Here is a 24,030-nt window from a genome sequence, read left to right as displayed (position 1 = left end):
AAGGAACACTGTTTCGATGGGCATATATATACTAAAAAGACTGCTGCTGATTATTCCCACGCTGTTTTTCATTTTATTGATTAACTTTGTGGTGATTCAGATTGCACCCGGCGGGCCAGTCGAACAGGCGATTCAACAGGCAGAAACATTTCAGGGCCTCGGTGCAACGGGTGGCGAAACTGCAAGTGTCAAAAGTAATTATCAAGGGGCTAAAGGTTTAAGTGCAGAAATGGTGGAAAAGATTAAAGCCCAATACGGTTTTGATCAGCCTGCGCACATCCGCTTCTGGGACATGTTAAAAAGTTATGCCACTTTTGATTTTGGCAGCAGTTTTTTTAAAGATAAACCGGTGACCCAATTGCTGTGGGAGAAAATGCCGGTATCGCTGTCTTTGGGGCTATGGAGCACTTTGCTGATTTATCTGGTGTCTATTCCTTTAGGGATAAAAAAAGCCCGTCAGCATGGCATGCTGTTCGATAAATCTACTTCGCTATTACTCGCGATTGGCTATGCAGTACCTTCTTTTGTTTTTGCTGTGTTATTGATTGTGTTTTTTGCCGGTGGATCCTATTTCCAGTGGTTTCCACTACAGGGTCTGGTCTCGGAAAATTTTCACAGCTTAAGCTGGCTGGGCAAAATCAAAGACTATTTCTGGCATATGACTTTGCCTTTACTGGCGATGGTGATTGGCGGTTTTGCCAGCCTCACGTATTTAACCAAATATTCTTTTATGGAAGAGTTAAACAAGCAATATGTCTTGGCGGCACGTTCTAAAGGCTTAAGTGAGTCACGGGTACTCTATGGCCATGTGTTTCGTAATGCCATGCTGATTGTGATTGCCGGTTTACCGGAAGCGCTGATTGGCATTTTCTTTGTTGGCAACCTGTTTATTGAAATTATCTTCAATCTGGATGGCTTGGGCCTGTTGGGCTTTGAAGCGATTCAACAGCGAGATTATCCGGTGATTTTTGGCACTTTGTTCCTGTTTACCTTGCTCGGTCTGGTGCTGCGATTAATCAGCGATGTGTTATATCAGGTGATTGACCCGCGGATTAATTTTGAGTCGCGAGGTGCAGAATAATGTCGCCATTAATGCATGCGCGTTTTAAGCGTTTCCAGGAAAATAAACTCGGTTTCGGCTGCTTAATCATCTTTGCCGTGATTTTCATTTTATCGCTTGTGTCAGAATTGATTGCCAACGATAAACCGCTGTTGGTGAGTTATAACCATTCGCTTTATTTACCTGTGTTGAAGTCTTATCCGGAAACGACTTTTGGTGGCGTGTTTGAAACCGAAGCCGATTATAAAGATCCAGCGGTGCAGCAACTGATCAATGCAAAAGGCTGGGCAGTTTGGCCACTGATTAAATATTCCTACCAAACACCTAACTTGGAACTGGCTGTACCAGTACCATCTGCACCGACTTCACAAAACTGGCTAGGCACCGATGACCAGGGCCGCGATGTATTGGCCCGTATTCTGTATGGTTTGCGCGTTTCACTGCTTTTTGGTTTTGCACTCACCATTGCATCAGCACTTCTAGGTATTGCGGTAGGCGCGATTCAGGGCTATTACGGTGGATGGATCGATCTGCTCGGTCAGCGCATCCTGGAAGTATGGGGTGGTTTGCCGATGTTATTCATGGTGATGATTCTGGTCAGCATGTTTACGCCCAATGTTTACTGGCTATTTCTGATTATGCTGTTATTTGGCTGGACCACCTTGGTCGGTTTGGTGCGGGCCGAGTTTTTAAAAGCACGTAATCTGGATTATGTACGCGCAGCACGTAGCCTGGGAGTTACAGACCGGACCATTATGCTGCGCCACATCTTGCCGAATGCCATGAGCTCCAGCCTGTCGCAGCTCCCTTTTATGTTAACCGCAAACATCACTGCACTGACTGCATTGGACTTTTTAGGCTACGGCTTACCACCGGATGCGGCATCTTTGGGTGAATTATTATTACAAGGCAAATCCAATTTGAATGCACCGTGGTTGGCACTATCGGGCTTCTTTAGCTTGGCGATTGTCCTATCTTTATTGATTTATATTGGGGAGGCGACACGCGATGCATTCGATCCAAGACGCCAATAATCCGCCAGCTCTGCTCAGCGTTGAACATTTAAATATCCGGCAAGCAGAACATGTGCTGGTAGCTGACCTGAATTTTCAGCTGCATGCCGGTGAAACCATTGCCTTAGTCGGTGAAAGTGGTTCGGGCAAGTCGATTAGCAGTCTGGCCTTGCTGGGGCTTTTACCCAGTACTTTGAAGATTCAAGGTCAGACCTTATTGGGAAAGCAAGATCTGTTGGCGCTGAAAACTGAACAGCTGCGACAAATTCGTGGCCATAAAATTGCCATGATTTTCCAGGAACCGATGACGGCTTTAAATCCCTTGCATCGGGTGGAAAAAATTATCGGTGAAACTTTATTGTTGCAAGGCTGGTCTAAACAGAAGACCCGGGCACGCATTATCGAATTGCTCAAGGATGTAGGGATTCCCGATCCGGAAGATAAATTGCGCCGTTATCCGCATGAGCTTTCTGGTGGACAGCGTCAGCGCGTGATGATCGCCATGGCCTTGGCGCTAGATCCGGATATTTTAATTGCGGATGAACCGACCACTGCTCTGGATGTAACGCTACAGGCACAGATTTTAAAACTGTTGAAATCTTTACAGCAAAGCCGAAATATGGCGATGATTCTGATTAGTCATGACTTGAATCTGGTGCGTCGCTATGCCGATCAGGTCATTGTGATGAATAAAGGTGTGGTGGAAGAACAGGGTAGTGTTACCGAAATCTTTAAACACCCGAAACAAGCCTATACCCGTGATTTGCTGAATCATGATTTTGGTGAAGCGTTGCACATTGCCGAGGCTGAAAATTTATTAACTTTAAATCATGTTGCGGTGAAGTTTCCGATCAAGCAAGGATTGTTGAACCGGGTCAAAGATTACTTTGTGGCGGTAGAACCTTTGGACTTGCAGTTAATGCAAGGCGAATCGATTGGCATTGTCGGCGAAAGCGGATCCGGTAAAAGCTCGCTGGCTTTGGCGATTACCCGCCTGATTAAAAGTTCTGGTGAAATTGTGCTGCTCGGCACCGATTTAAACCAGTGCAATGAAAAGCAGTTACGGCCTTTACGTGCTGATTTCCAGATAGTCTTTCAAGATCCGTTTAGCAGTTTAAATCCACGTCTGAATGTGGAGCAAACCATTGGGGAAGGTCTGGGCTTAAAAAAATTCTCTGCCATGGAAATATCGCAGCGCATTGATGAAGCCCTGGAAAAAGTGGAATTGCCGGTGTCTTTTCGAAACCGTTATCCGCATGAACTGTCTGGTGGACAACGTCAGCGTGTTGCCTTGGCACGAGCCTTGGTTTTACGACCGAAGTTACTGATTCTGGATGAACCAACCTCGGCACTGGACCGTACCACCCAGCGCGCAATTGTGAAGCTGTTAAGGCGCTTGCAGCAAGAGCATCAGATCAGTTATTTGTTTATTAGTCATGATTTACAAGTGGTGAAGGCGCTGTGCCAGAAAGTACTGGTATTGCGACATGCGCAAGTGATGGAATTTCAAAACACTGAACAATTATTTTTAAATCCGCAAACTGAATATACCCAGCAGCTTATAGAGGCGAGTCAGTATGTTTAAATATACTGACAAGATATATTGTCAGAAAAGTCATTGACGGATTGCAGAATACGTTTAGGGTATTAAAGCTAAATAAATACAAATAAATCAGGATTGAGATATGAGCCATCTAGCTGAAGCAACCACCATTCGAAATACCACTTTTAAAAATAGAATTATCAAAGCTGCGATGAGTGAGGCTTTGGCAAATGATGCAGGTCAGCCAAGCCAGTTGCATTTCAATCTGTATGAAGCTTGGGCCAAAGGTGGTTTGGGCTGTGCCATTACCGGAAATGTGATGGTGGATTTTCGTGCCAAGAATGAACCGGGCGTGGTGGTGGTTGAATCAGAACGTGATTTGGCCAAACTACAGCAATGGGCCGAATTGGGCAAGAAATATGGCATGATGCAACTGATTCAATTGTCTCATCCAGGCCGTCAGTGTCCTAAAGGTCTAAACAAGGAAACCGTGGCACCTTCCGCGGTAGCTTTCTCTCCGATGCTGGCAACCACGTTTGGCACACCGCGTGAATTACGTGAAGATGAGATTCACGACATTATTCAGCGTTTTGCTACTTCTGCTCAAATCTGCGAAAAAGCCGGTTTTGAAGGCATACAGTTGCATGGTGCGCATGGTTATCTGATTAGCCAGTTTTTATCGCCTTTGACCAATAAGCGTCAGGATCAGTGGGGCGGTTCGATTGAAAACCGGATGCGCTTCCTGCTGGAAATTTACAAAGCGGTTCGTGCGGCAACCTCGGATCAATTTATCATTTCAGTGAAACTGAACTCGGCCGATTTCCAGCGTGGCGGCATTACTGAAGAAGAAGTGGTTACGGTCTTTAAAGCGATTGATGCAGCGGGAATTGACTTGATTGAAATTTCTGGCGGAACGTATGAAGCTCCGGCTATGGCGGGCGCGAAAGAAGATAAGCGCAAAGCCAGTACCATTGCCCGTGAAGCCTATTTTCTCGATTTTGCCGAGAACATCCGTAAAGAAGTGGAATGTCATTTAATGGTGACTGGTGGCTTCCGTACCGTAGAAGGGATGAATGCAGCACTGGACAGTGGTGCTTGTGATTTTATTGGGATCGCCCGTCCATTGGCGGTGGAAACTGATCTAACTGATCGTCTGATCGCTGGTCAGGATGTGCGTTATGCGGTGAATAAAATTAAAACCGGCATTCCTATGGTCGATAAAATGGCAATTATGGAAATTATCTGGTATGCCGCGCAGTTTAAGGATATTGCACGAGGCAAGCGTCCAAACCCTAAACTATCACCGCTCAAAGTTTTCTTGAAATATGCCAAAAATAACATTACTGCCATTATTAAAGGCCAGATTAATTCACGTCGTAGTGCTTAGCGCTACCATGCTTTAGACCAATAAGACTGAAATTGCACAGCAGACCATTGTCCTTTCTCCAATGCACGTTGAAAGGCAGGTCTGCTTTGGATCTGGTGCAGATAACGCTGAATATGCTGGAACGATGCAAATTTCGTATTCGATTGCATGCAGGCCAGTAGCGGAAACCACAATAAAATGTCTGCAATGCTGAAGTGATCACCTGCTACATAATCATGATTTTTAAGATGAGTATCTATCCTGTATAAATGCTGATTCAGCGCATGATTCAAATAACCACGGTCAAAGCCAAATTTGGGAAACTTACTATAGAAGCTGTTGACGTTTTTTTCTAAGCCGTACCTTGCGCTACGAACAAAGCAGTGCTTTGTTCTTGCTCAGGCATAAACGTCGCTTCAGCAAAATTTTTCCAGAAATAATATTCAAGAACCTCGGATGGGGAGAGCTGAGCTATGCCTAAATCATTGAACTGATGGCTCAGGTAATCGGCAATCGCAGCCGTTTCAGTCAGGCTAATGACTTCTGTGGAATGATCATCAACAAGGTGTAGCGTCGGAAATTTGAGTGATGAATCCTGATTGGCTAATTTCTCGACAGCTTGAGTCGGGATGAAGCCATCACAATGGATTAACTCATAATCGAGATTTAACTCTTCCAGTAACCAGAGGATGCGTTGCGAACGTGAATTGGTTTTGTGGAACAGACGAATATGCATAAGGATCGGTTTATTATTTTACTGTTTTGAAAGTATAAAGCAGAAAGTAGTTTTAAATCTAAGATATCTAAAAACAAAAAAGCCTGATTCATGATGATCAGGCTTTTTGCTGAGACTTTGCAATCTCGAATATGGCGACCCTACGGGGATTCGAACCCCGGTTACCGCCGTGAAAGGGCGATGTCCTAGGCCTCTAGACGATAGGGTCATCTAAGTATTGGCGTCCCTACGGGGATTCGAACCCCGGTTACCGCCGTGAAAGGGCGATGTCCTAGGCCTCTAGACGATAGGGACGTTTCAGAGGTGGGCGTATAATAGGGTGGATAGCAGACCCTGTCAAACCTTTTTCCGGGATAATTTTTAAAAACCCATTCAACTGAATAAAAATAAAACAAATAGGTGAAAAGTACTCTGAAATGCACTATTTTTCAGGCATTAAACCTTCAATGATGCTTTTGATCACGGCAGGATGTTGCAAATAACCGTTAATACTATGCGGGTTTTGAAAGAAGGTGGTAATGGCCTGATTAATGATGGGGGGATCAAAATTGAAGGGTGGTTCTGATAAGGGAAAAGCAGTCAAAAAATCATCTGGGGAATAAAAATTAAACCAGTCGCCCTGAAGCTGTGAGGGGCGGGAAATGGGTAAGCTGAGTTTTTCCTGTATGACTTTAAAGGCCAGAGGTGAACCTAAGGTAATAAAGCGATGGATTTTGAAGCCTATACATAGATGGAGCAGGTTGTAGCTAATGACTGACCCTAATGAGTGCGCCACAATAATGTGATCTATCTCCGGACGAAGATGAGACATAATCCTGTGGTGAACTTCATGCATGAAGTCCGGATTGGATAAATATAAATAAGTTTCAATTAAAAATTTATGAATGAATGTTTCGTGCAGCTTGGGATAGTGATTCAGAAACAGCGCCAGTTCTTTAAAGGCATGGTCTCTGGTGAGCGCGCTAAATATGCTCAGTCGCTGGGTAAGTGATTCAGAATGTTCAGGATTAAAGATGGGTAAGGAGCGAATGCAGGGTTTGTGTTCCTGCACCATGGTGTCGTTATGGCCCAAATGAAAGGGAAGATGTAAATGTGCAATAGATTTGGGTAAAAAGGTATTTAGGTCCAGGCTGTTATATAAGTGATGTTTACTAAGCAAATCCCCATAAAAAGGCAGGTTGAAATCCAGCGAATGAAAATCGATATTCAATTGTGAATTGCGTAAACCTGTTTGAAATGCATTTAACCAGTACTGTTTTAATGACTTTTCATCATAATTTTGTTGATTCATGCCATGAATAAAAAGGATTTTCATACAGGGTCTGATTTTTTATAGATATCATTATCTTTATTCAGATTAAAAAAAACAGCGGAATTTGACTATTCTATTTATGTGTTAGTTTTGCTTATCATAAAAAAATAGCTGTGATGGCAGCTGGCCATAAAGATCAGATGGTCAGAAATCTAAGAGATAATAACTGCCACAGACTGATCTTGTGCAATCACTTTTAGCGGATATTGAAAAGAGTATGGCTGAAGAAAAATGGATAAACGAGTCGTTATCATGCAAACTAAAAATCTGCAATGAAATAATAATCAGTATTAAATTTTGGAAAATCGGATGGAACGATATATGGCGACCCTACGGGGATTCGAACCCCGGTTACCGCCGTGAAAGGGCGATGTCCTAGGCCTCTAGACGATAGGGTCGTTAGGAGGTGATGCGTATATTATGGAGTTTTCAGCGGACTGTCAAACCTGTAATTGGGTTATTTTTATGATATTGAATTAATTGCATAAAAAATGACAAGTCTGAAAGAAAAAAGCGCAGTGATTACACTGCGCTTAATTGATCATACAAGCAGGCATTAATTTTTATTGTGATATAACCAGTAATAACTGGCATAGCAAGCGGCCATAAACAGCAAGCAGCCAATAAAACCTGACAGCATTTCAGGATCATAGGCCATACTTAGACCTGTTGCTGTACAGCACACAAAACCAAGAATCGGCACCAGAGGAAACCATGGGGTACGGAATTTAAGTTCTGCAACACTATTGCCCTGTTTCAGCCATTGGCGGCGGAAGTTAAACTGACTCCAGCAGATACTCATCCACACAATCACCATGGTGAATGCCGCAACTCCCATCAGGTTTTTAAAAATAACATCTGCACCAAACTGTTCAGACAACAATCCTGGCAAACCGCCAATCATGGTGACCCAGATCGCAATAACAGGAACACCTGATTTACTCACTTTGGCAAAGATACGTGGCAACTGGTTTTGTGCAGCCAAAGCCCACATCATGCGTGAAGCGGCATACAAGCCTGAGTTTGCGGTAGAAAGCAAGGCAGTAATAATTACAAAACGGATGATATCCACTGCATAAGGGATGCCCATCAGGTTAAATACTGATACGAATGGGCTGCTGCTTAAGCCTTCACCCTGAGCGCCAGCATTGAGACCTGCGTCGGTATAAGGAAGCAGTGAGCTGATCACGATGATGGTACCGACAAAGAAAATCATCAAACGCCAGACTGCAGCATGAATTGCTTTAGGGACATTTTTTTCAGGGTTTTCTGTTTCACCGGCAGCAATACCGATCATCTCAGTACCATTAAAGGCAAAGTTAACAATCAACAGTGTGCTGAAAAGCGGAATCAAGCCATTGGGTAACCAGCCGTGTTCAGTCAAGTTGCTGAACAAGGGCGCAGATTCGTAACCCTGGAATGGAATAAAGCCAAAAATACTGCCGAAACCGAGAATAATAAACACCAGCACGGTCGCGACTTTAATCATCGACAGCCAGAACTCGGACTCCGCAAAAGTACGGGTTGAGCTCAAGTTTGAAATGAGTACGCCGCTGGCAAAAATCAGGGTCCATAACCAGATGGAGGTTTGCGGGAACCATTCCTGCATCAAAATGGCGGCTGCGGTGAATTCTGTACCTAAGGTGGCCGACCAGCCCAGCCAATACATCCAGGACACCATATAGCCTGTACCGGGACCAATATAGTTCGAGGCAAACGCCCCAAAAGAACCGGATACCGGTAAATGCACCGCCAGTTCGCCCAGACAAAGCATGACCATATAAGCGATTAAACCGCCAATGATATAGGCAAGTACTGCACCAAGAGGCCCAGCTTGTGAAATAACTTCACCAGAGCCCATGAACAGACCTGTACCAATGGCACCACCAAGTGACAACATAATGAGGTGACGTGTAGACATGGCTCTTTTGAGCGATGGCTTACGCTCCTCGGCAGACGAATGCTGCGAAGGTTGGGTAGGAGATTGCATAAAATAAATAATAGGTTGAAAGTACCATTTTAAGTGTTTGTTCGATGAATTTTCAAATAAATCATTTTTTGCTGATAATAATGGACTCATTACAGCTGTAGATTAAAAAAAAGACCACATTTTAGTGGTCTGGTGTCTGATATTTCTGCGGCTGTGGTGCCGAAGTTGTGGTTGGAGTATTGGCAGAATTTTTGCTTTGTTCTGCATCTTTGCTGGCGAGATATAAATATACAGCTGAAGGCAGCAAAATCATGAAAACAATAAAAACTTTTTTCAACATAATGGCTTTTTCTACCTGATGATTTGAGTATTGATCAGTTGATCTTCACATGTAAATTGCGATAAACCAAGCCTTAAGTACAGTGCTCAGACAATCAATCTGCAAAAACTAAAATTTTAAAGCTAAAAATTAAATATAGTTGTGCTTAAGCAGCAATTGATATCAAAAGAATGAAAATAGAATAAAGAAATTGAAGTATTGAATTAAAACAGACAGAGAAAATAGATGGCGTCCCTACGGGGATTCGAACCCCGGTTACCGCCGTGAAAGGGCGATGTCCTAGGCCTCTAGACGATAGGGACGTTTAGAAGATGGCGGTATCTTATTGATCCGCCACCAAAGTGTCAAGTAGATGGGGCGCGAGTTTGTTCAAAATATAGCAAAACAGTTCAGCAGTCTTTTGAGTATCGTATAAAGCAGAGTGTGCTTCCTTACCATCGAACTCAATTCCAGCCTGAATACATGATTTTGCCAGTACGGTTTGACCAAACATCACGGCACTTAAAGTCACGGTATCGAACACAGAAAAACTGTGGAACGGATTCTGGTTTTTAGTGCCGGTACGTGCAATGGCAGCCTGAACAAAGCCTAAATCAAAATGCGCATTATGACCGACCAAAACTGCATGGGTACAGTTTTGCTGGCGGCGAACTTCATTCACAGATTTAAAGATACGCTTAAGTGCCGTCTTTTCATCTTCCGCCATTGCAATGCGCATTGGGTTTGAAGGATCTATACCAATAAACTCTAAGGAACGACGGTCTAAATTTGCCCCTGCAAAAGGGTTAATATGTGCATGGTGGGCTTCACCAGGTACAAATTGACCTTCTTCATTATATATAATCGGGATGGCTGCAATTTCCAGTAAGGCATCGGTCTGGGAGTTAAAACCTGCTGTTTCGACATCGACAACAACAGGTAAAAATCCACGGAAACGCTGACCAATTACTGGTTGGGTTTCATCTGTCACACTTTTCTCCATTGGATGGTTTTACCCGCATACAGTGGGATAATCTGTTCACCATCCAAATAGTCTAAACTTTCCGGAATAACTTGCTCTTCTTTTACCAGGGTAATGGTATTGGTATTGCGCGGCAGGCCATAGAAGTCAGCACCGAAGTGGCTGGCAAAACCTTCCAGACGGTCCAGTCGGCCTGCCTGATCAAAAGCCTGCGCATAGAGTTCAATTGCAGTCGGTGCGCTATAACAGCCGGCACAGCCACAAGCATTTTCTTTGGCATTTTTTGAATGAGGGGCACTGTCTGTTCCCAAGAAAAACTTAGGATTAGAACTGGTCGCAACTTCAAGTAAAGTTTGCTGATGGGTTTGACGTTTTAAAATCGGCAAACAATAAAAATGCGGTTTAATACCACCCACCAGCATATCGTTACGGTTAAACAATAAATGCTGAGGGGTAATAGTAGCAGCTACATTGCGGTCTTGTTCAAGTACAAAATGTGCAGCTTCACTGGTGGTGATATGTTCAAGTACCAGTTTAAGCTTTGGAAACTGTTTAAGCAGGGGTGAAAGGACTTCATCCAGAAAGCGTTTTTCACGGTCAAAAATATCGACATGGTTATGGGTGACTTCACCATGAAGCAACAACGGTACCTGATGTTCTTCAAGCTGTTCAATCACGGCATAGACTTTACGAATATCGCTTACGCCATTATCTGAATTGGTGGTTGCACCAGCGGGATACAGCTTGATGGCATTGACATGTTCAGAGTCTTTGATTTTTTTTACTTCGCTCGGCTGGGTTTGATCGGTAAAGTAAAGCACCATACGCGGATCGAATGCGACACCTTCAGGAACGTGCGCCATAATACGTTCACGATAAGCCAGTGCTTCTTCAACTGTTTTAATGGGAGGGACAGTATTGGGCATGCAGATGGCACGCGCGAACTGCTTGGCAAGATCAGGAACTGTACGTTTTAGAGATAAACCGTCACGTAAGTGAGCATGCCAATCGTCTGGCTGGAGAAGAGTAAGAGTATTCAAGGCCATTTCAATCGAAGAAATAAAACAAATGATAATCCATAAAGTGTGAAAATGGTAACGAGAATTACAGACAAATGGTTAATTATAGATAATTACAAACGTGAAATATATGTTATTTTTAGTAACTAAAAGAAGTAAGTAATGCTAGGAAATGGAATCCAAGTATATTTTAGCGAAATTACAGTACGATAAAGAAAAAATAGAAGAACTGATTACGCGGCAAAGTCAACGTGTAGGGCAGGTTTTTCCCAAAAAAATGGAACAGGAATTTTGGTCGAAAAACTTGGAGCGTGCCCGTAAGCATGTAGAAAAATACTTGTGGGGCGGTGTTTTATCTTATTTTATTTTTATTTTGGTTATTTTACCCAGCGATTACTGGGTGATCGACAAACAGTACTTCAAGCATGATTTCCTGAACTGTAGCTTAGGTTTGGCCAATGGTGCGCTATGCCTAGTGGCTTTATTTGCTTTTTCTCATTTCCCTAAACTGCGTCCCTATTTTTCTCCAGCCTCTATGGCACTGATGTTTTGGGCCATGATTTCCATGTCCTGGTTAACCTTGACAGTAGAAACCATCGCCTTAAGACAACAAGGTATGGCCATCCTGTGCATGATTTACATCATGGGTTCCCTTATTACGGGGGTAAAGCCATTCCAGATGCTGATGACCGGGTTTTTAGCGGCAACAGTAACAGTGATTGTTTTTTTTCTACTTCATGTTGATTTTGATGCCGTGGTGCTGGGGCGTATTCTTTTTGGTAGTTGTGTATTTGGTTATGTGATTAGTCATATGATCTTTGCGCGTGAACGAATGATTTATTTGTATTCCATGCGTGCCAGAATCAGTGAAAAAATGCATCGCATCCACAATTCTGAATTATTGCATTTAAGTCAGCATGATGACCTGACTAAAATTTCAAACCGTCGTACTTTTGATGAAATGATGCAAGTATTTTATGAACAAACCCGTCATGACCACAGCTCTTTATCCGTGCTGTTTATAGATATCGACTACTTTAAAAAATATAACGATTTTTATGGGCATCAGAAGGGGGATGATGTTATTTCCTCTATCGCCAAGTCTATTAAAAATGCCATTCGGCATATGGATTTTGTTGCGCGCTATGGCGGGGAGGAGTTTGTGGTATTGCTGCCTGAAACAGATGCTCATGGTGCTTATGCTGTTGCATCGAATATCTTTAAGGCCATAGAACGTTTGGAAATTCCCCATGCCGAATCTTTGGTCTCGAACTATATTACCATCAGTTTGGGAATCACGGTGTATCGTGGCGAAGCTGGTTTGAATAAGGAAGAAGTATTAAGCATTGCCGATCAGGCTTTATATCGTGCCAAAGAACTTGGTCGAAATCAGATTTATTATCAATCTATTGGTGCGCATATATCTGCAAGTGATTTCATGAAATCATAAACAGATCATATAAAAAAACCGCTCTTTCGAGCGGTTTTTTTGACTTTAAACAAACTTATTTGTTTTTGTCTTACTTATTTATTTTTGTCTTTTAATTGAGGCACTGCAGAACCTGTACCTACAGCCAATAAACCAGAATTTGTATAAATACCAAGTTTTTGACGTGTATCTGTAATATCCAGGTTGCGCATAGTCAATTGACCAATACGATCCATTGGAGAGAACATTGAATCACCTTTTTCCATGGTTAAACGCTCAGCTTCATAAGTGAGGTTAGGAGATTCAGTGTTCATAATCGTGTAATCGTTACCACGACGAAGTTCTAAAGTCACAGTTCCTGTGATTGCTTTCGCTACCCAGCGTTGAGCAGTTTCACGAAGCATCAGCGCTTGAGAATCGAACCAACGACCTTGGTACAATAAACGACCTAAACGTAAACCGTTGATACGGTATTGTTCAATGGTATCTTCGTTGTGAATACCTGTTACAAGGCGTTCATAAGCAATGTGAAGAAGTGCCATCCCCGGTGCTTCATAGATACCGCGAGATTTTGCTTCAATAATACGGTTTTCGATTTGATCCGACATACCTAGACCATGACGACCACCGATACGGTTTGCTTCAAGAATGAATTCAACTGGATCTTCGATGCGTTGACCGTTGATTGCAACTGGGAAACCTTCTTCAAAAGTAATAGAAACTTCTTCAGCTTCAATTTTTACGTCTTCTTTCCAGAACGCAACGCCCATGATTGGATCAACGATTTTGATACCCGCATTCAGGTATTCAAGATCTTTTGCTTCGTGAGTCGCACCCAACATGTTTGAGTCAGTTGAATAGGCTTTTTCTTTTGACATTTTATAGTCAAAACCGTTGTCGATCAGGAACTGTGACATTTCCGCACGACCGCCAAGCTCATCAATAAAGGTTTGGTCTAACCAAGGTTTATAGATTTTAAGCGCTGGGTTAGTTAAAAGACCATAACGGTAAAAACGTTCAATGTCGTTACCTTTATATGTTGAACCGTCACCCCAGATGTTTACGTCATCTTCTTTCATTGCGGTAACAAGCATCGTACCTGTCACTGCACGACCCAACGGCGTAGTGTTGAAGTAGGGAACGCCACCAGTGCTGATATGGAAAGCACCACATTGAATCGCTGCAATACCTTCTAATGCAAGTTGTAAACGGCAATCAACCAAGCGGGCTTTTACTGCACCGTAGTTTTCAGCTTTCTTTGGAATCGCATCGTAGTCGTCTTCATCTGGCTGACCCAAGTTTGCTGTATAAGCATAAGGTTCAGCACCTTTTTGTTTCATCCACAAAAGCGCAGCTGAAGTATCTAGACCACCAGAGAAGGCAATACCAACTTTTTTGCCAACTGGGACATTCTGCAAGATAGTTGCATTATCAGTCATTGTTAATCCTAACGATATAAATATAGGCACCGAGAATGGGTGGCCTGAAAGAATACATATATGTGCGCGATTGTAGCACTTTTCCGCACGGTTTTTCTAAAAAATCATTATATACAAGTGATGTCTTAGAAAAAATTCGTAGATGAAATCTCTAGCTGAATACTTGGCCCCATTTTTGTTGCCTGAATAATGAGGTTGGGTGAATAACGAAGTTTATTTCTGGCGAGATAATATGCTTAAAATAAAATGGTCATACCAATATTAAAATTAAACTGTGTTTCTGGCTGCTAACAATATGGTTGATGAGTTTAGAGAATAATGCATCATTAGACTAAAGTATAAACTGATCTAAATTTTATAAAATTAATAAATTTAAAACAGTGGTTTATGTATTTTAAAATAATCTTTTTAATTGAAAATACAGGAATAAATTTAAAGTATTGGTCAGACCAAAATAAATAAAAGCTTGAAATTTTATCCTGAAATAAATAAAAATCGCTGAGTATTTCATCAATAATGTTGGGGTAGAGAATTAATTACATTATATTGGTATGACCAATATGTGGATTATCAACCTAACTTTGCTCAATAATTAAATCTCGTAAGCATTTCAAGGAGATGACAATGCTTCAATGGCAGCAGATATATGACCCAATGGGAAATATATGGATATCAAGTTTAATTGCGCTCATTCCGATTATCTTTTTTTTCTTGGCGCTTGCTGTATTTCGTTTAAAAGGCAGTGTTGCAGGTACGATCACCGTTGTACTTGCACTTTTGGTGTCTTTATTTGCCTATAAGATGCCTGCGCTGATGGCATTGGCTTCCATGGTTTATGGTTTTTTCTACGGTTTGTGGCCAATTGCGTGGATCATCATCGGCGCTGTTTTCCTGTATAAAATTTCAGTGAAAACAGGACAGTTTGACATTATTCGCTCGTCTATTCTGTCTATTACAGAAGATCAGCGTTTGCAGATGCTTTTGGTAGGCTTTGCTTTCGGTACTTTCCTTGAAGGTGCAGCAGGCTTTGGTGCACCTGTAGCGATTACCGCAGCACTATTGGTTGGTTTAGGCTTTAAACCTTTATATGCAGCAGGTCTTTGTCTAATTGTAAACACAGCTCCTGTGGCTTTTGGTGCGATGGGGATTCCAATTATCGTTGCCGGGCAGGTATCTGGCGTTGATACCATGGAAATCAGCCAAATGGTGGGCCGTCAGTTACCATTTATGGTGCCAATCGTATTGTTCTGGATTATGGCCATTATGGATGGCTGGCGTGGGGTGAAAGAAACATGGCCTGCGGTTGTGGTCGGTGCAGGTAGCTTTGCAATCGCACAATACTTAACTTCTAACTTTGTCGGTCCAGAACTACCCGATATTACGGCTGCAATTGCATCCTTGATTTCATTAACAATTTTGTTTAAATGCTGGCAGCCTAAACATATTTTCCGTTTTGCAGATCAAGACGCAAATATGAACGAAGACGTCGCAGCACAAAAACAGCAAAAATATAGCTTGGGTCAAATTGCCAAAGCATGGTCGCCATTTGCGATCTTAACCGTGATGGTCACCATTTGGAGTATTAAACCTTTTAAGGATTTATTTACCAAAGATGGTGCATTGCATGACATGGTGATTTCGATACATGTGCCATTTTTACATCAACTGGTGCAAAAGATGCCGCCAGTCGTTCCTGAAATGAAAGACTACGATGCAATCTATAAATTTGACTGGTTTTCGGCAACGGGTACGGCAATCGTGATCGCGGCCATCATCACCATCATGTTCTTGAAAATGAAGCCTAAAGCAGCCCTAGTGACTTTTGGTGAAACCATTAATGAATTAAAGATTCCAATTTATTCGATCGGGATGGTATTGGCCTTTGCTTTTATTGCGAACTATTCAGGCATGTCTGCAACGCTTGCACTAGCACTTGCACATACAGGCCAAGCCTTTACGTTCTTCTCGCCATTCTTGGGATGGTTGGGTGTATTCCTGACCGGTTCAGATACCTCAGCCAATGCTTTATTTGCAGCATTGCAGGCGACAACCGCACAGCAAATTGGAGTACCTGAAGTGCTACTGGTTGCTGCGAATACCAGTGGTGGTGTAACAGGGAAAATGATTTCACCGCAGTCGATTGCCATTGCTTGTGCAGCAGTAGGCTTGGTGGGTAAAGAGTCGGATTTATTCCGTTTTACCGTAAAACACAGTATAACGTTCACAATCATGATGGGGGTTTTAATCACCCTACAAGCTTATGTGTTCCCTTGGATGATTCCATAACACGAATTGTGTAACAACGTTAAGGAAAGCAGATGAAAGTCTCTGATAAAACTGTTCAAAGTCTTCGTGTATTGATTGAAGAAAGCAATATGCAAGTTGGAGATCGTCTGCCTGCTGAACGGAAATTGTGTGAACAACTTGGAGTCTCACGCACCTCTTTACGCGAAGCGATTTCTCAATTGACCAGCATGGGTGTGTTAGTCAGTAAGGTGGGTGCAGGGACTTTTTTAAAGCAATTGCCAGCAACTTGGTCGAGTTATCAAATTGTGCAGCCGATCAGCAGTTTGATTAGTGAAGACCCTGCCTACCGTTTTGATGTGCAAGAGGCGCGCATTATTTTGGAAGGTGGTACTGCATGGTATGCAGCACAACGTGCTACAGCAGAGGACTTGGCACATATCCGACATTATTATGATCAGATCAATCATTTTCAGGCTTTAGGAAATGATGATGAAGCAGCTCGAGCTGATGCGAAATTTCATTTAGCGATTGCTGAAGCTTCACATAATTTAGTGTTGATTCAGATGATGCGTGGTCTATTTGATCTGTTGCAATTTAATGTCGTTTTAGGTCGTCGAAAAGTTTATAGCGAAGCACACCGATTTGATCAATTGCATGATCAGCACTTTCAAGTCATGAATGCAATTGAACGTCGTGATCCAGAAGCTGCACGTAAAGCAGTCTGTGGACACATTGAGTTTGTAGTACAACAGGTACGCATGATTGATGAAGAAGAAGCTCGTCGTCAGCGTGCCAGTCGATTAAACAGGATATAAGCATGATTATTTCTTCTGCCAATGATTATCGTGAAGCGGCACGACGTCGTTTACCACCATTTTTATTTCATTATATCGATGGTGGTGCATATGCCGAATATACCCTAAAGCGTAATGTAGAAGATTTATCACAAATAGCTTTGCGTCAGCGTGTATTAAACGATATGTCACAGTTAAGTCTGGAAACCCAACTGTTTGATGAAACTTTGTCGATGCCTGTTGCACTGTCACCAGTCGGTTTAACCGGGATGTATGCACGCCGCGGCGAAGTTCAAGCAGCCGTTGCCGCAGATAAAAAGGGTATTCCATTTACGCTGTCTACCGTTTCAGTATGTCCAATTGAGGAAGTTGCGCCTGCGATTCAGCGTCCAATGTGGTTCCAGCTGTATGTGCTGCGTGACCGTGGCTTTATGAAAAATGCCCTGGAACGTGCTAAAGCGGCAGGTTGCTCAACTTTGGTATTTACGGTGGATATGCCGGTACCGGGTGCGCGTTACCGTGATGCCCACTCAGGGATGAGTGGCCCAAATGCAGCAATGCGCCGTTATATACAGTCGTGTTTCCATCCACACTGGGCATGGAATGTGGGCATGATGGGCCGTCCGCATGACTTGGGCAATATTTCTAAATACTTAGGTAAGCCGACAGGTCTAGAAGATTATATTGGCTGGTTGGGCAATAACTTTGACCCATCAATTTCATGGAAAGACCTTGAGTGGATTCGTGAATTTTGGGATGGCCCGATGGTCATTAAAGGCATACTTGACCCTGAAGATGCCAAAGATGCTGTGCGTTTTGGTGCAGATGGCATCGTGGTGTCAAACCATGGTGGTCGTCAGCTGGATGGGGTTTTATCTTCCGCGCGTGCGCTTCCACCGATTGCCGATGCGGTCAAAGGCGACATCAAAATTCTAGCCGACTCGGGTATCCGTAATGGTCTGGATGTGGTACGTATGCTGGCCTTAGGTGCGGACACGTGTATGCTCGGACGTGCCTTTGTGTATGCCCTGGGGGCAGCTGGTGGTGAGGGTGTTTCGAATCTACTGGATTTAATTGACAAAGAAATGCGCGTGGCGATGACGCTCACCGGTGCAAAAACGATTGCAGATATTACTTCGGATTGTTTGGTGAAGTTAGATAGAGAATTGGCGGAGTGATGACCTAAGTAAACTCTTTTTGAAAAGAATGAGTTCCCCCTCTTTATTAAAGAGGGGTTAGGGGAGAATTTATAAATTAATAAATTCCAGAAAAATGGCTTCGCTTTTTTAATTTTTATCTAGGTATTTGTTAATCATATACATAAGAAATTCAAGCAAAACGATTTTAGACGGAGTCTTATCGTGAATAAGCAAATACTTGGAGCTCAGCTGTTACTTTGGTTTCGCCCAAAGTAACCAAAGGCATTTGTCATCCGTTGAACTCGTCAAATAACAAAACGAATTAATCTCTCGCAGAAACATTTAGGCTCATATTTTAGTTTGCCTCGAACAGCAACGGATGACGTTTTCGTGTATCAAATGTTTTAGTTATTACGATATTTTTAAAGCATATTAAAAAGAGCGGTGAGTAGCTCAAAATGACTTTAGAAAAGGATTGGAAATATGTTTACGCAATCAGCTGCACCGCAAACCATTCAAAAGCTCATCAATATTGTTGGCAAGCAACATGTATTAACAGATGACAATGACACACGATTATATCGTCAAGGTCGCCGTTACGGTTCTGGCCAAGTCTTGGCTGTGGTTGTGCCGGGTTCATTGCTGGAGCAGTGGCAAGTCTTGCAGGCTGCGGTGGATGCAGACTGTATCGTGATTATGCAGGCAGCCAATACTGGACTCACCGGTGGTTCAACCCCTTTTGGCGATGATTATGACCGTCCTGTGATTCTGATCAATACTCGGCGTTTAGCTGGTATTCAAGTCATCAATAGTGCCAAACAAGTGGTTTGCTTGCCCGGTGCCACACTGGACAGACTGGAAAAAGAACTCGCAGCATTTAATCGTGAGCCGCATTCCGTGATCGGTTCTTCCTGTATTGGTGCATCGGTCTTGGGTGGAGTCTGCAATAACTCGGGTGGTGCACTGGTTCGACGTGGACCTGCCTATACGGAACTTGCCTTGTATGCACGTGTAAATGAATCCGGGCAACTGGAACTGGTCAATCATTTGGGCATCAAGCTCGGTTCAACGCCAGAAGAAATTTTATCTAATCTGGAAAATCAGCAATATCAATTGACCGACATTGAAAATGATCAACATTGCTGTGCTTCGGACCATCGTTATGCACATGACGTGACGCAGGTCGATGAAAATACTCCGGCACGATTTAATGCCGATCCATCGCGTTTATATGAAGCATCCGGTTCGGCAGGAAAAGTCTGTGTGTTTGCGGTACGTTTGGATACCTTTGAAAAAATCCCCAGTCAGGTTTTTTATGTCGGCACCAACACTCAGGAAGATTTAACCGCAATCCGTCGTTTTCTACTCACCGATTTGCCACGTTTACCGATTGCGGGCGAATATATTCACCGGGTGGCTTACGATATTGGCGCGGAATATGGCAAAGATACCTTCATGTTTATTGAAAAGTTCGGGACTGCTAAAGTGCCGACTGCTTTTGCCATGAAAGATAAGGTTGATGGTTATTTAGAAAAATTTGGCATGAAAGGTCTTTCAGATAAAATCTTGCAATTGGTGAGTAAATTTTTACCGTCACATTTACCGAAACGCATGAATGAGTTTCGTGATTTGTATGAGCATCATCTGGTGCTGCGTATCGAGAATCAGGATGTAGAACAGGTTCAGCAATTTTTACAGCAATATTTTTCCGCCAACCTCACTGGAAATTATTTCCTGTGTAGCGAGGAAGAAGGACGTAAAGCCTTTTTACACCGTTTTGCCGTAGCTGGTGCGGCCATCCGCTATCGTGATACTCATCGTTCAGAAGTGGAAGATATTGTGGCGCTGGATATTGCCTTACGCCGTAATGACCGTGAATGGGTCGAAACTTTGCCTGAGGAAATGGATGACTTGATTATTCATAAACTGTATTACGGTCATTTTTTATGTCATGTGTTCCATCAGGACTATATTGTGAAAAAAGGCGTTGATCCTCTGGCAATAGAACATCAAATGTGGCATTTACTGGATGCACGTGGAGCCGAATATCCCGCAGAACATAATGTCGGGCATTTATATGTGGCCAAGCCTGCGCTGAAAAATCATTATCAAAAGCTGGATCCGACCAATAGCTTTAATGTGGGAATTGGCCATACTTCAAAATTAAAACACTGGAATTAAAAAATCAGAACTAAAAAAACAGAACTAAAAAAAATGAGTTAAATAAAAAAATCATCACGGGTTCTATCTATGGTGCAGTCTAATCGCTGCACTTTTTTATGAAAAATTGACTAATTCGTCAGACAATGTTTAAAACAAGTCATAAACAAAATGATAAAAATAGGTAAAGTAATATGCAACAAGTTGCAGAGCCAATATATTAAGGATCCATTATGACAACTAGCTATGCAAATATTTTAAAACCGCTACATTTGGGCTTTACGACCATTAAAAACCGTGTCGTGATGGGTTCCATGCATACAGGTCTGGAAGACCGTTTTTATAATTATCCTAAATTGGCTGCATATTTTGGTGAACGGGCAAAAGGTGGCGTGGGCCTGATTATTACCGGAGGGATTTCACCTAACCGTCAAGGTTGGCTGCTTCCTGCGGGTGGCACCATGAGTAATTTGGCCGATGTCGCACCGCATCGCTTGGTCACGCATGCTGTACATAAGCATGGTGCAAAAATTTTAATGCAAATTTTGCATTCGGGGCGTTATGGTTATCAGCCTTTTGTGGTTTCTGCCAGCCCAATCAAGTCACCAATTTCACCGTTTAAACCGCGTCAGATGAGTGAAAAACAGATTTTAGAGACCATCAATGATTATGCGCATACGGCCAGCATTGCCAAAAAAGCCGGCTATGATGGTGTGGAAATCATGGGTTCTGAAGGCTATTTGCTGAATCAGTTTTTAAGCCGTCATGTCAATATGCGAGATGACCGTTGGGGTGGAGATATTCAAAACCGCATGCGTTTTGCGGTAGAGATTGTCAAAGCCATTCGGGAAAAAATTGGCGAAAATTTCATAATCTGTTTCCGTTTGTCGCTACTAGATTTGGTGCATGATGGCAATACCATGCAGGAAGTGATTACGGTGGCCCAAGCGCTGGAACAAGCAGGCGTAACCTTGCTGAATACCGGGATTGGCTGGCATGAAGCCCGTATTCCGACCATTGTTACTTCGGTACCGCGTGCAGCATTTGCCGATTACACGGCTGAGGTGAAAAAGCATGTCGCAATTCCTGTGATTGCGTCCAACCGTATTAACATGCCTGAAACGGCTGAAGCTATTTTGGCTGCTGGAAAAGCCGATATGGTGCAAATGGCGCGACCATTGCTGGCAGATGCATTCTGGGTTAGCAAGACTGCAACCAATCGTGTTGATGAAATTAATACCTGTATTGCCTGTAACCAGGCTTGCTTGGATCACACCTTTAAAAATAAGCGGGCAACCTGTTTGGTCAATCCACGTGCTGCCTATGAAACAGAACTGGTCTATTTAAAAACCCAAAGCCCGAAAAGGATTGCCGTTGTGGGTGGTGGTGTAGCAGGCATGTCAGCTGCAACCGTTGCTGCAAGTCGCGGTCATAAAGTCACTTTATTTGAAGCTTCTAAAGAAGTGGGCGGACAATTTAACCTGGCCAAAGTGGTTCCGGGCAAAGAAGAATTCCACGAAACCATCCGTTATTTTAAAGTTCAAATTGAAAAAACTGGGGTAGAGCTTCGGTTAAATACCAGAGTAAACCGTGAACAACTGGAACGTGAAGGTTTTGATGAAGTTGTGGTGGCAACGGGAGTAATCCCTCGTGCATTGAAAATTGAAGGCAGTGATGCACCGCAAGTATTGTCTTATGCAGAAGTACTTCGCGGTGCTCCAGTGGGGGATCGTGTTGCGGTGATTGGTGCGGGTGGTATTGGTTTTGATGTGTCGGAATTTTTATTAAAACCTGAACATCAGCCACAGCCGCAACCATTGGCGGACTGGCAGCGGGAGTGGGGCATTGACCCAAATCCAAATTATATTTCTGAAGGCGGCATGCAGGCTGCTGAAGTCGCGCATCCTGTCCGTGAGATTTATTTACTGCAACGTAAAACCACACCGCTGGGGGTTGGGTTAGGCAAAACCACAGGTTGGGTGCATCGTGCCCAATTGAAGAAACACGCAGTGAAGATGTTACGTGGCGTGCAATATAAGTCTATTAGCAATGAAGGCTTATGGATAGCAACCAATGGTTATGACCAACTGTTACGGGTCGATACCGTGGTGGTGTGTGCAGGACAAGAGTCAGTGACGGATATTATGCCGAATGACGCTGAACATACCTTGGCGAATTATCATATTATTGGTGGTGCCAAACTGGCAGCAGAGCTTGATGCCAAGCGTGCAATCCGCGAGGGTGCTGAATTAGCAGCCAAATTATAATTTTTTAAGTTGATTTGGTGAAACAATATTCATTTGAATAGTTTAGTTGTAATTTTTACTTGTCAGCTTTTAAAAACATCCGTATTATGGCGCACATGGAAGCGTGGCAGAGCGGTTTAATGCACCGGTCTTGAAAACCGACGAGGGTGCGAGTCCTCCGTGAGTTCGAATCTCACCGCTTCCGCCAAATTCAAAAACCCCAACCGAAAGGTTGGGGTTTTTTATTGCCAACTATTTTTGTTCAACCAATTCTCAATAAAAAATCCCAGCCGAAGCCGGGATTTGATATCAAAAGATAAATTAATAAGGATAATTTGCCACAGGGCTATAAACTGGAATGGTCAACTGCTGTCCGGTTGCTAAACGACTTGAATCGACTTAAGGTTGCGCATAAAAATACAATGGTGCAGTAGACAGGTTCAGCATTGCGACTGAAGCATGCGCTGTTGTAGTTACGGGTATGTCGAGTTAATCTGAATTTGTTTTAAGTGTGACGCAACTAAAAATGCTAAAAACAGGATAATTCTATATTCAGCTTATTCTTTTTGTTTGAAACAGAAAAACTGAATCGAACATAGAGTGCAATAACATTTTATTTAAAATTTAAAAATAAATTCAGACCTATTTTTAATAAGCAACTGTAGGTTAATCCATCATTGTCACAGATATGGTACAACCTGATAAATGGAATCAAAACTCCAAAGCTCTATAGAGAAACTTTTAATTATAAATGGCAAGACACAAAGGCTGATAAGGATGCCAATCTTACAGATAGAGAGGGAGGTAGAGTTGGAAATGCTTGTTATTCTTTGTATAGCCCGTATATTGTGCCTGGAATAAATAAGAGGTACTTAAAAAATGGCAACCCTTAAGTATATATTTATTAAGCTTTTAAAAGTGCTGAAATGGTTAGTGGTTATTTTGGTTTCATTTATAGCCTTAATCTGGATAGCCGTCTTTATTGCCGATACTTTCTTTGATAATGCTGCAAAGAAAGATAGTTGTGCAGATTTTGGAGGGGCATGGGATTACGATAAAGATAAATGTCAATATGATCCTAGCCAAAATAATGGACATGTAGTCCCTCTAAAGATAACGTAACGTTAACTTTGGAGATGTAAAAATGGCTAAACGCTTTAGTCCAGAATTTAAACAGCAAGCAATTGATTATGCACTTTCAAACTCACACGAGTCTGTAGCTGCAATCGCCCAGAAATTAGGTGTGGGTTATTCCACATTAGATAAATGGATTCGTGAAGCTAACCCAACAGGTTC

Annotated in this window: 18 protein-coding genes, 5 tRNA genes and 1 pseudogene; 13 read left to right on the top strand and 11 right to left on the bottom strand. The window is 42.7% G+C overall.

The annotated features are described in order from the left end of the window. The first annotated feature begins 16 nt into the window (after nucleotides 1-16). From B9T26_RS05070 to B9T26_RS05055, 4 genes are all read left to right on the top strand, one after another. Nucleotides 17-1,081: a microcin C ABC transporter permease YejB gene (locus tag B9T26_RS05070; RefSeq protein WP_086198669.1), complete on the top strand. Its 1,065-nt coding sequence runs from the start codon at nucleotides 17-19 to the stop codon at nucleotides 1,079-1,081. Continuing rightward, complete coding sequence (locus B9T26_RS05065; protein ID WP_086198668.1) at nucleotides 1,081-2,094, top strand: ABC transporter permease; 1,014 nt, start codon at nucleotides 1,081-1,083, stop codon at nucleotides 2,092-2,094. The genes B9T26_RS05070 and B9T26_RS05065 overlap by 1 nt, the downstream gene beginning before the upstream one ends. Further along, nucleotides 2,069-3,658 (top strand): ABC transporter ATP-binding protein, encoded by a 1,590-nt coding sequence (locus B9T26_RS05060; protein WP_086198667.1) that lies wholly within the window; start codon nucleotides 2,069-2,071, stop codon nucleotides 3,656-3,658. The genes B9T26_RS05065 and B9T26_RS05060 overlap by 26 nt, the downstream gene beginning before the upstream one ends. 100 nt (nucleotides 3,659-3,758) lie before the next feature. Beyond that, entirely contained in the window at nucleotides 3,759-5,003 is a 1,245-nt protein-coding gene (locus tag B9T26_RS05055) for an NADH:flavin oxidoreductase/NADH oxidase family protein (protein WP_086198666.1), read from the top strand. 2 nt (nucleotides 5,004-5,005) lie between these two features. Here B9T26_RS05055 and B9T26_RS15980 read toward each other — a convergent pair. From B9T26_RS15980 to pyrC, 10 genes and pseudogenes are all read right to left on the bottom strand, one after another. Beyond that, nucleotides 5,006-5,718 (bottom strand): annotated as a pseudogene (locus B9T26_RS15980) (glutathione S-transferase family protein). Nucleotides 5,719-5,850: 132 nt separating this feature from the next. Further along, nucleotides 5,851-5,926: transfer RNA gene (locus B9T26_RS05045), tRNA-Glu, on the bottom strand. Between the two features lie 10 nt (nucleotides 5,927-5,936). Then, a tRNA-Glu gene (locus B9T26_RS05040) sits at nucleotides 5,937-6,012 on the bottom strand. 127 nt (nucleotides 6,013-6,139) lie between these two features. Then, the gene (locus B9T26_RS05035; RefSeq protein WP_086198665.1) at nucleotides 6,140-7,033 is read right to left on the bottom strand and encodes a hypothetical protein; all 894 of its coding nucleotides are present in this window, start codon (nucleotides 7,031-7,033) and stop codon (nucleotides 6,140-6,142) included. Between the two features lie 319 nt (nucleotides 7,034-7,352). Next, nucleotides 7,353-7,428 (bottom strand) — tRNA-Glu (locus B9T26_RS05030). Between the two features lie 158 nt (nucleotides 7,429-7,586). Next, the gene (locus B9T26_RS05025) at nucleotides 7,587-9,020 is read right to left on the bottom strand and encodes an amino acid permease (RefSeq protein WP_086198789.1); all 1,434 of its coding nucleotides are present in this window, start codon (nucleotides 9,018-9,020) and stop codon (nucleotides 7,587-7,589) included. Nucleotides 9,021-9,141: 121 nt separating this feature from the next. Then, nucleotides 9,142-9,300 (bottom strand): hypothetical protein, encoded by a 159-nt coding sequence (locus B9T26_RS15640; protein ID WP_171262938.1) that lies wholly within the window; start codon nucleotides 9,298-9,300, stop codon nucleotides 9,142-9,144. A 226-nt stretch (nucleotides 9,301-9,526) separates the two neighbouring features. Beyond that, nucleotides 9,527-9,602 (bottom strand) — tRNA-Glu (locus tag B9T26_RS05020). 20 nt (nucleotides 9,603-9,622) lie between these two features. After that, on the bottom strand, nucleotides 9,623-10,282 hold the full coding sequence (gene rnt, locus B9T26_RS05015) for a ribonuclease T (protein WP_086175264.1): 660 nt from the start codon (nucleotides 10,280-10,282) through the stop codon (nucleotides 9,623-9,625). Beyond that, nucleotides 10,267-11,301: a dihydroorotase gene (gene pyrC / locus B9T26_RS05010; protein ID WP_086198788.1), complete on the bottom strand. Its 1,035-nt coding sequence runs from the start codon at nucleotides 11,299-11,301 to the stop codon at nucleotides 10,267-10,269. The genes rnt and pyrC overlap by 16 nt, the downstream gene beginning before the upstream one ends. A 151-nt stretch (nucleotides 11,302-11,452) precedes the next feature. Between pyrC and B9T26_RS05005 the strand changes: the two genes are divergently transcribed. Continuing rightward, nucleotides 11,453-12,730 (top strand): GGDEF domain-containing protein, encoded by a 1,278-nt coding sequence (locus tag B9T26_RS05005; protein WP_086198664.1) that lies wholly within the window; start codon nucleotides 11,453-11,455, stop codon nucleotides 12,728-12,730. A 74-nt stretch (nucleotides 12,731-12,804) separates the two neighbouring features. Here the strand turns inward: B9T26_RS05005 and argG are convergent, their stop codons facing one another. Next, nucleotides 12,805-14,148 carry an argininosuccinate synthase gene (gene argG / locus B9T26_RS05000; RefSeq protein ID WP_086198663.1) on the bottom strand — a complete coding sequence of 448 codons (1,344 nt, stop codon included), beginning with the start codon at nucleotides 14,146-14,148 and terminating at the stop codon, nucleotides 12,805-12,807. A 618-nt stretch (nucleotides 14,149-14,766) separates the two neighbouring features. On the opposite strand from argG, the gene lldP reads away from it, so the two are divergent. The 8 genes from lldP to B9T26_RS04960 all read left to right on the top strand — a co-directional run. Continuing rightward, a complete protein-coding gene (gene lldP, locus B9T26_RS04995) occupies nucleotides 14,767-16,434 on the top strand; it encodes an L-lactate permease (RefSeq protein WP_171262937.1) in 1,668 nt (555 codons plus the stop codon). A gap of 32 nt (nucleotides 16,435-16,466) precedes the next feature. After that, complete coding sequence (gene lldR / locus B9T26_RS04990; protein WP_078189144.1) at nucleotides 16,467-17,210, top strand: transcriptional regulator LldR; 744 nt, start codon at nucleotides 16,467-16,469, stop codon at nucleotides 17,208-17,210. Between the two features lie 2 nt (nucleotides 17,211-17,212). Continuing rightward, entirely contained in the window at nucleotides 17,213-18,367 is a 1,155-nt protein-coding gene (lldD, locus tag B9T26_RS04985; protein ID WP_086198661.1) for an FMN-dependent L-lactate dehydrogenase LldD, read from the top strand. Between the two features lie 444 nt (nucleotides 18,368-18,811). Then, the gene (gene dld, locus B9T26_RS04980) at nucleotides 18,812-20,509 is read left to right on the top strand and encodes a D-lactate dehydrogenase (protein ID WP_086198660.1); all 1,698 of its coding nucleotides are present in this window, start codon (nucleotides 18,812-18,814) and stop codon (nucleotides 20,507-20,509) included. Between the two features lie 212 nt (nucleotides 20,510-20,721). Continuing rightward, on the top strand, nucleotides 20,722-22,755 hold the full coding sequence (locus tag B9T26_RS04975) for an NADPH-dependent 2,4-dienoyl-CoA reductase (protein WP_086198659.1): 2,034 nt from the start codon (nucleotides 20,722-20,724) through the stop codon (nucleotides 22,753-22,755). A gap of 97 nt (nucleotides 22,756-22,852) precedes the next feature. Continuing rightward, nucleotides 22,853-22,942: transfer RNA gene (locus B9T26_RS04970), tRNA-Ser, on the top strand. 671 nt (nucleotides 22,943-23,613) lie between these two features. After that, entirely contained in the window at nucleotides 23,614-23,856 is a 243-nt protein-coding gene (locus tag B9T26_RS04965) for a hypothetical protein (protein WP_086198658.1), read from the top strand. A gap of 22 nt (nucleotides 23,857-23,878) precedes the next feature. Next, nucleotides 23,879-24,030, top strand: a 152-nt coding sequence (locus B9T26_RS04960) for a transposase (RefSeq protein WP_086198657.1), incomplete at its 3' end; no start/stop codon positions are given.

This window comes from Acinetobacter sp. ANC 4169 (genome assembly GCF_002135355.1).
In the GTDB taxonomy this organism is placed as follows: Bacteria; Pseudomonadota; Gammaproteobacteria; order Pseudomonadales; family Moraxellaceae; genus Acinetobacter.
The sequence above is the reverse complement of the archived record's forward strand: the minus strand, read 5'-3'. Positions and strand labels throughout refer to the sequence as shown.

Coding starts and splice junctions, on each gene's coding strand:
- B9T26_RS05070 (WP_086198669.1), top strand. CDS start 17: ATGGGCATATATATACTAAAAAGACTGCTGCTGATTATTCCCACGCTG.
- B9T26_RS05065 (WP_086198668.1), top strand. CDS start 1,081: ATGTCGCCATTAATGCATGCGCGTTTTAAGCGTTTCCAGGAAAATAAA.
- B9T26_RS05060 (WP_086198667.1), top strand. CDS start 2,069: ATGCATTCGATCCAAGACGCCAATAATCCGCCAGCTCTGCTCAGCGTT.
- B9T26_RS05055 (WP_086198666.1), top strand. CDS start 3,759: ATGAGCCATCTAGCTGAAGCAACCACCATTCGAAATACCACTTTTAAA.
- B9T26_RS05035 (WP_086198665.1), bottom strand. CDS start 7,033: ATGAAAATCCTTTTTATTCATGGCATGAATCAACAAAATTATGATGAA.
- B9T26_RS05025 (WP_086198789.1), bottom strand. CDS start 9,020: ATGCAATCTCCTACCCAACCTTCGCAGCATTCGTCTGCCGAGGAGCGT.
- B9T26_RS15640 (WP_171262938.1), bottom strand. CDS start 9,300: ATGTTGAAAAAAGTTTTTATTGTTTTCATGATTTTGCTGCCTTCAGCT.
- rnt (WP_086175264.1), bottom strand. CDS start 10,282: ATGGAGAAAAGTGTGACAGATGAAACCCAACCAGTAATTGGTCAGCGT.
- B9T26_RS05005 (WP_086198664.1), top strand. CDS start 11,453: ATGGAATCCAAGTATATTTTAGCGAAATTACAGTACGATAAAGAAAAA.
- argG (WP_086198663.1), bottom strand. CDS start 14,148: ATGACTGATAATGCAACTATCTTGCAGAATGTCCCAGTTGGCAAAAAA.
- lldP (WP_171262937.1), top strand. CDS start 14,767: ATGACAATGCTTCAATGGCAGCAGATATATGACCCAATGGGAAATATA.
- lldR (WP_078189144.1), top strand. CDS start 16,467: ATGAAAGTCTCTGATAAAACTGTTCAAAGTCTTCGTGTATTGATTGAA.
- lldD (WP_086198661.1), top strand. CDS start 17,213: ATGATTATTTCTTCTGCCAATGATTATCGTGAAGCGGCACGACGTCGT.
- dld (WP_086198660.1), top strand. CDS start 18,812: ATGTTTACGCAATCAGCTGCACCGCAAACCATTCAAAAGCTCATCAAT.
- B9T26_RS04975 (WP_086198659.1), top strand. CDS start 20,722: ATGACAACTAGCTATGCAAATATTTTAAAACCGCTACATTTGGGCTTT.
- B9T26_RS04965 (WP_086198658.1), top strand. CDS start 23,614: ATGGCAACCCTTAAGTATATATTTATTAAGCTTTTAAAAGTGCTGAAA.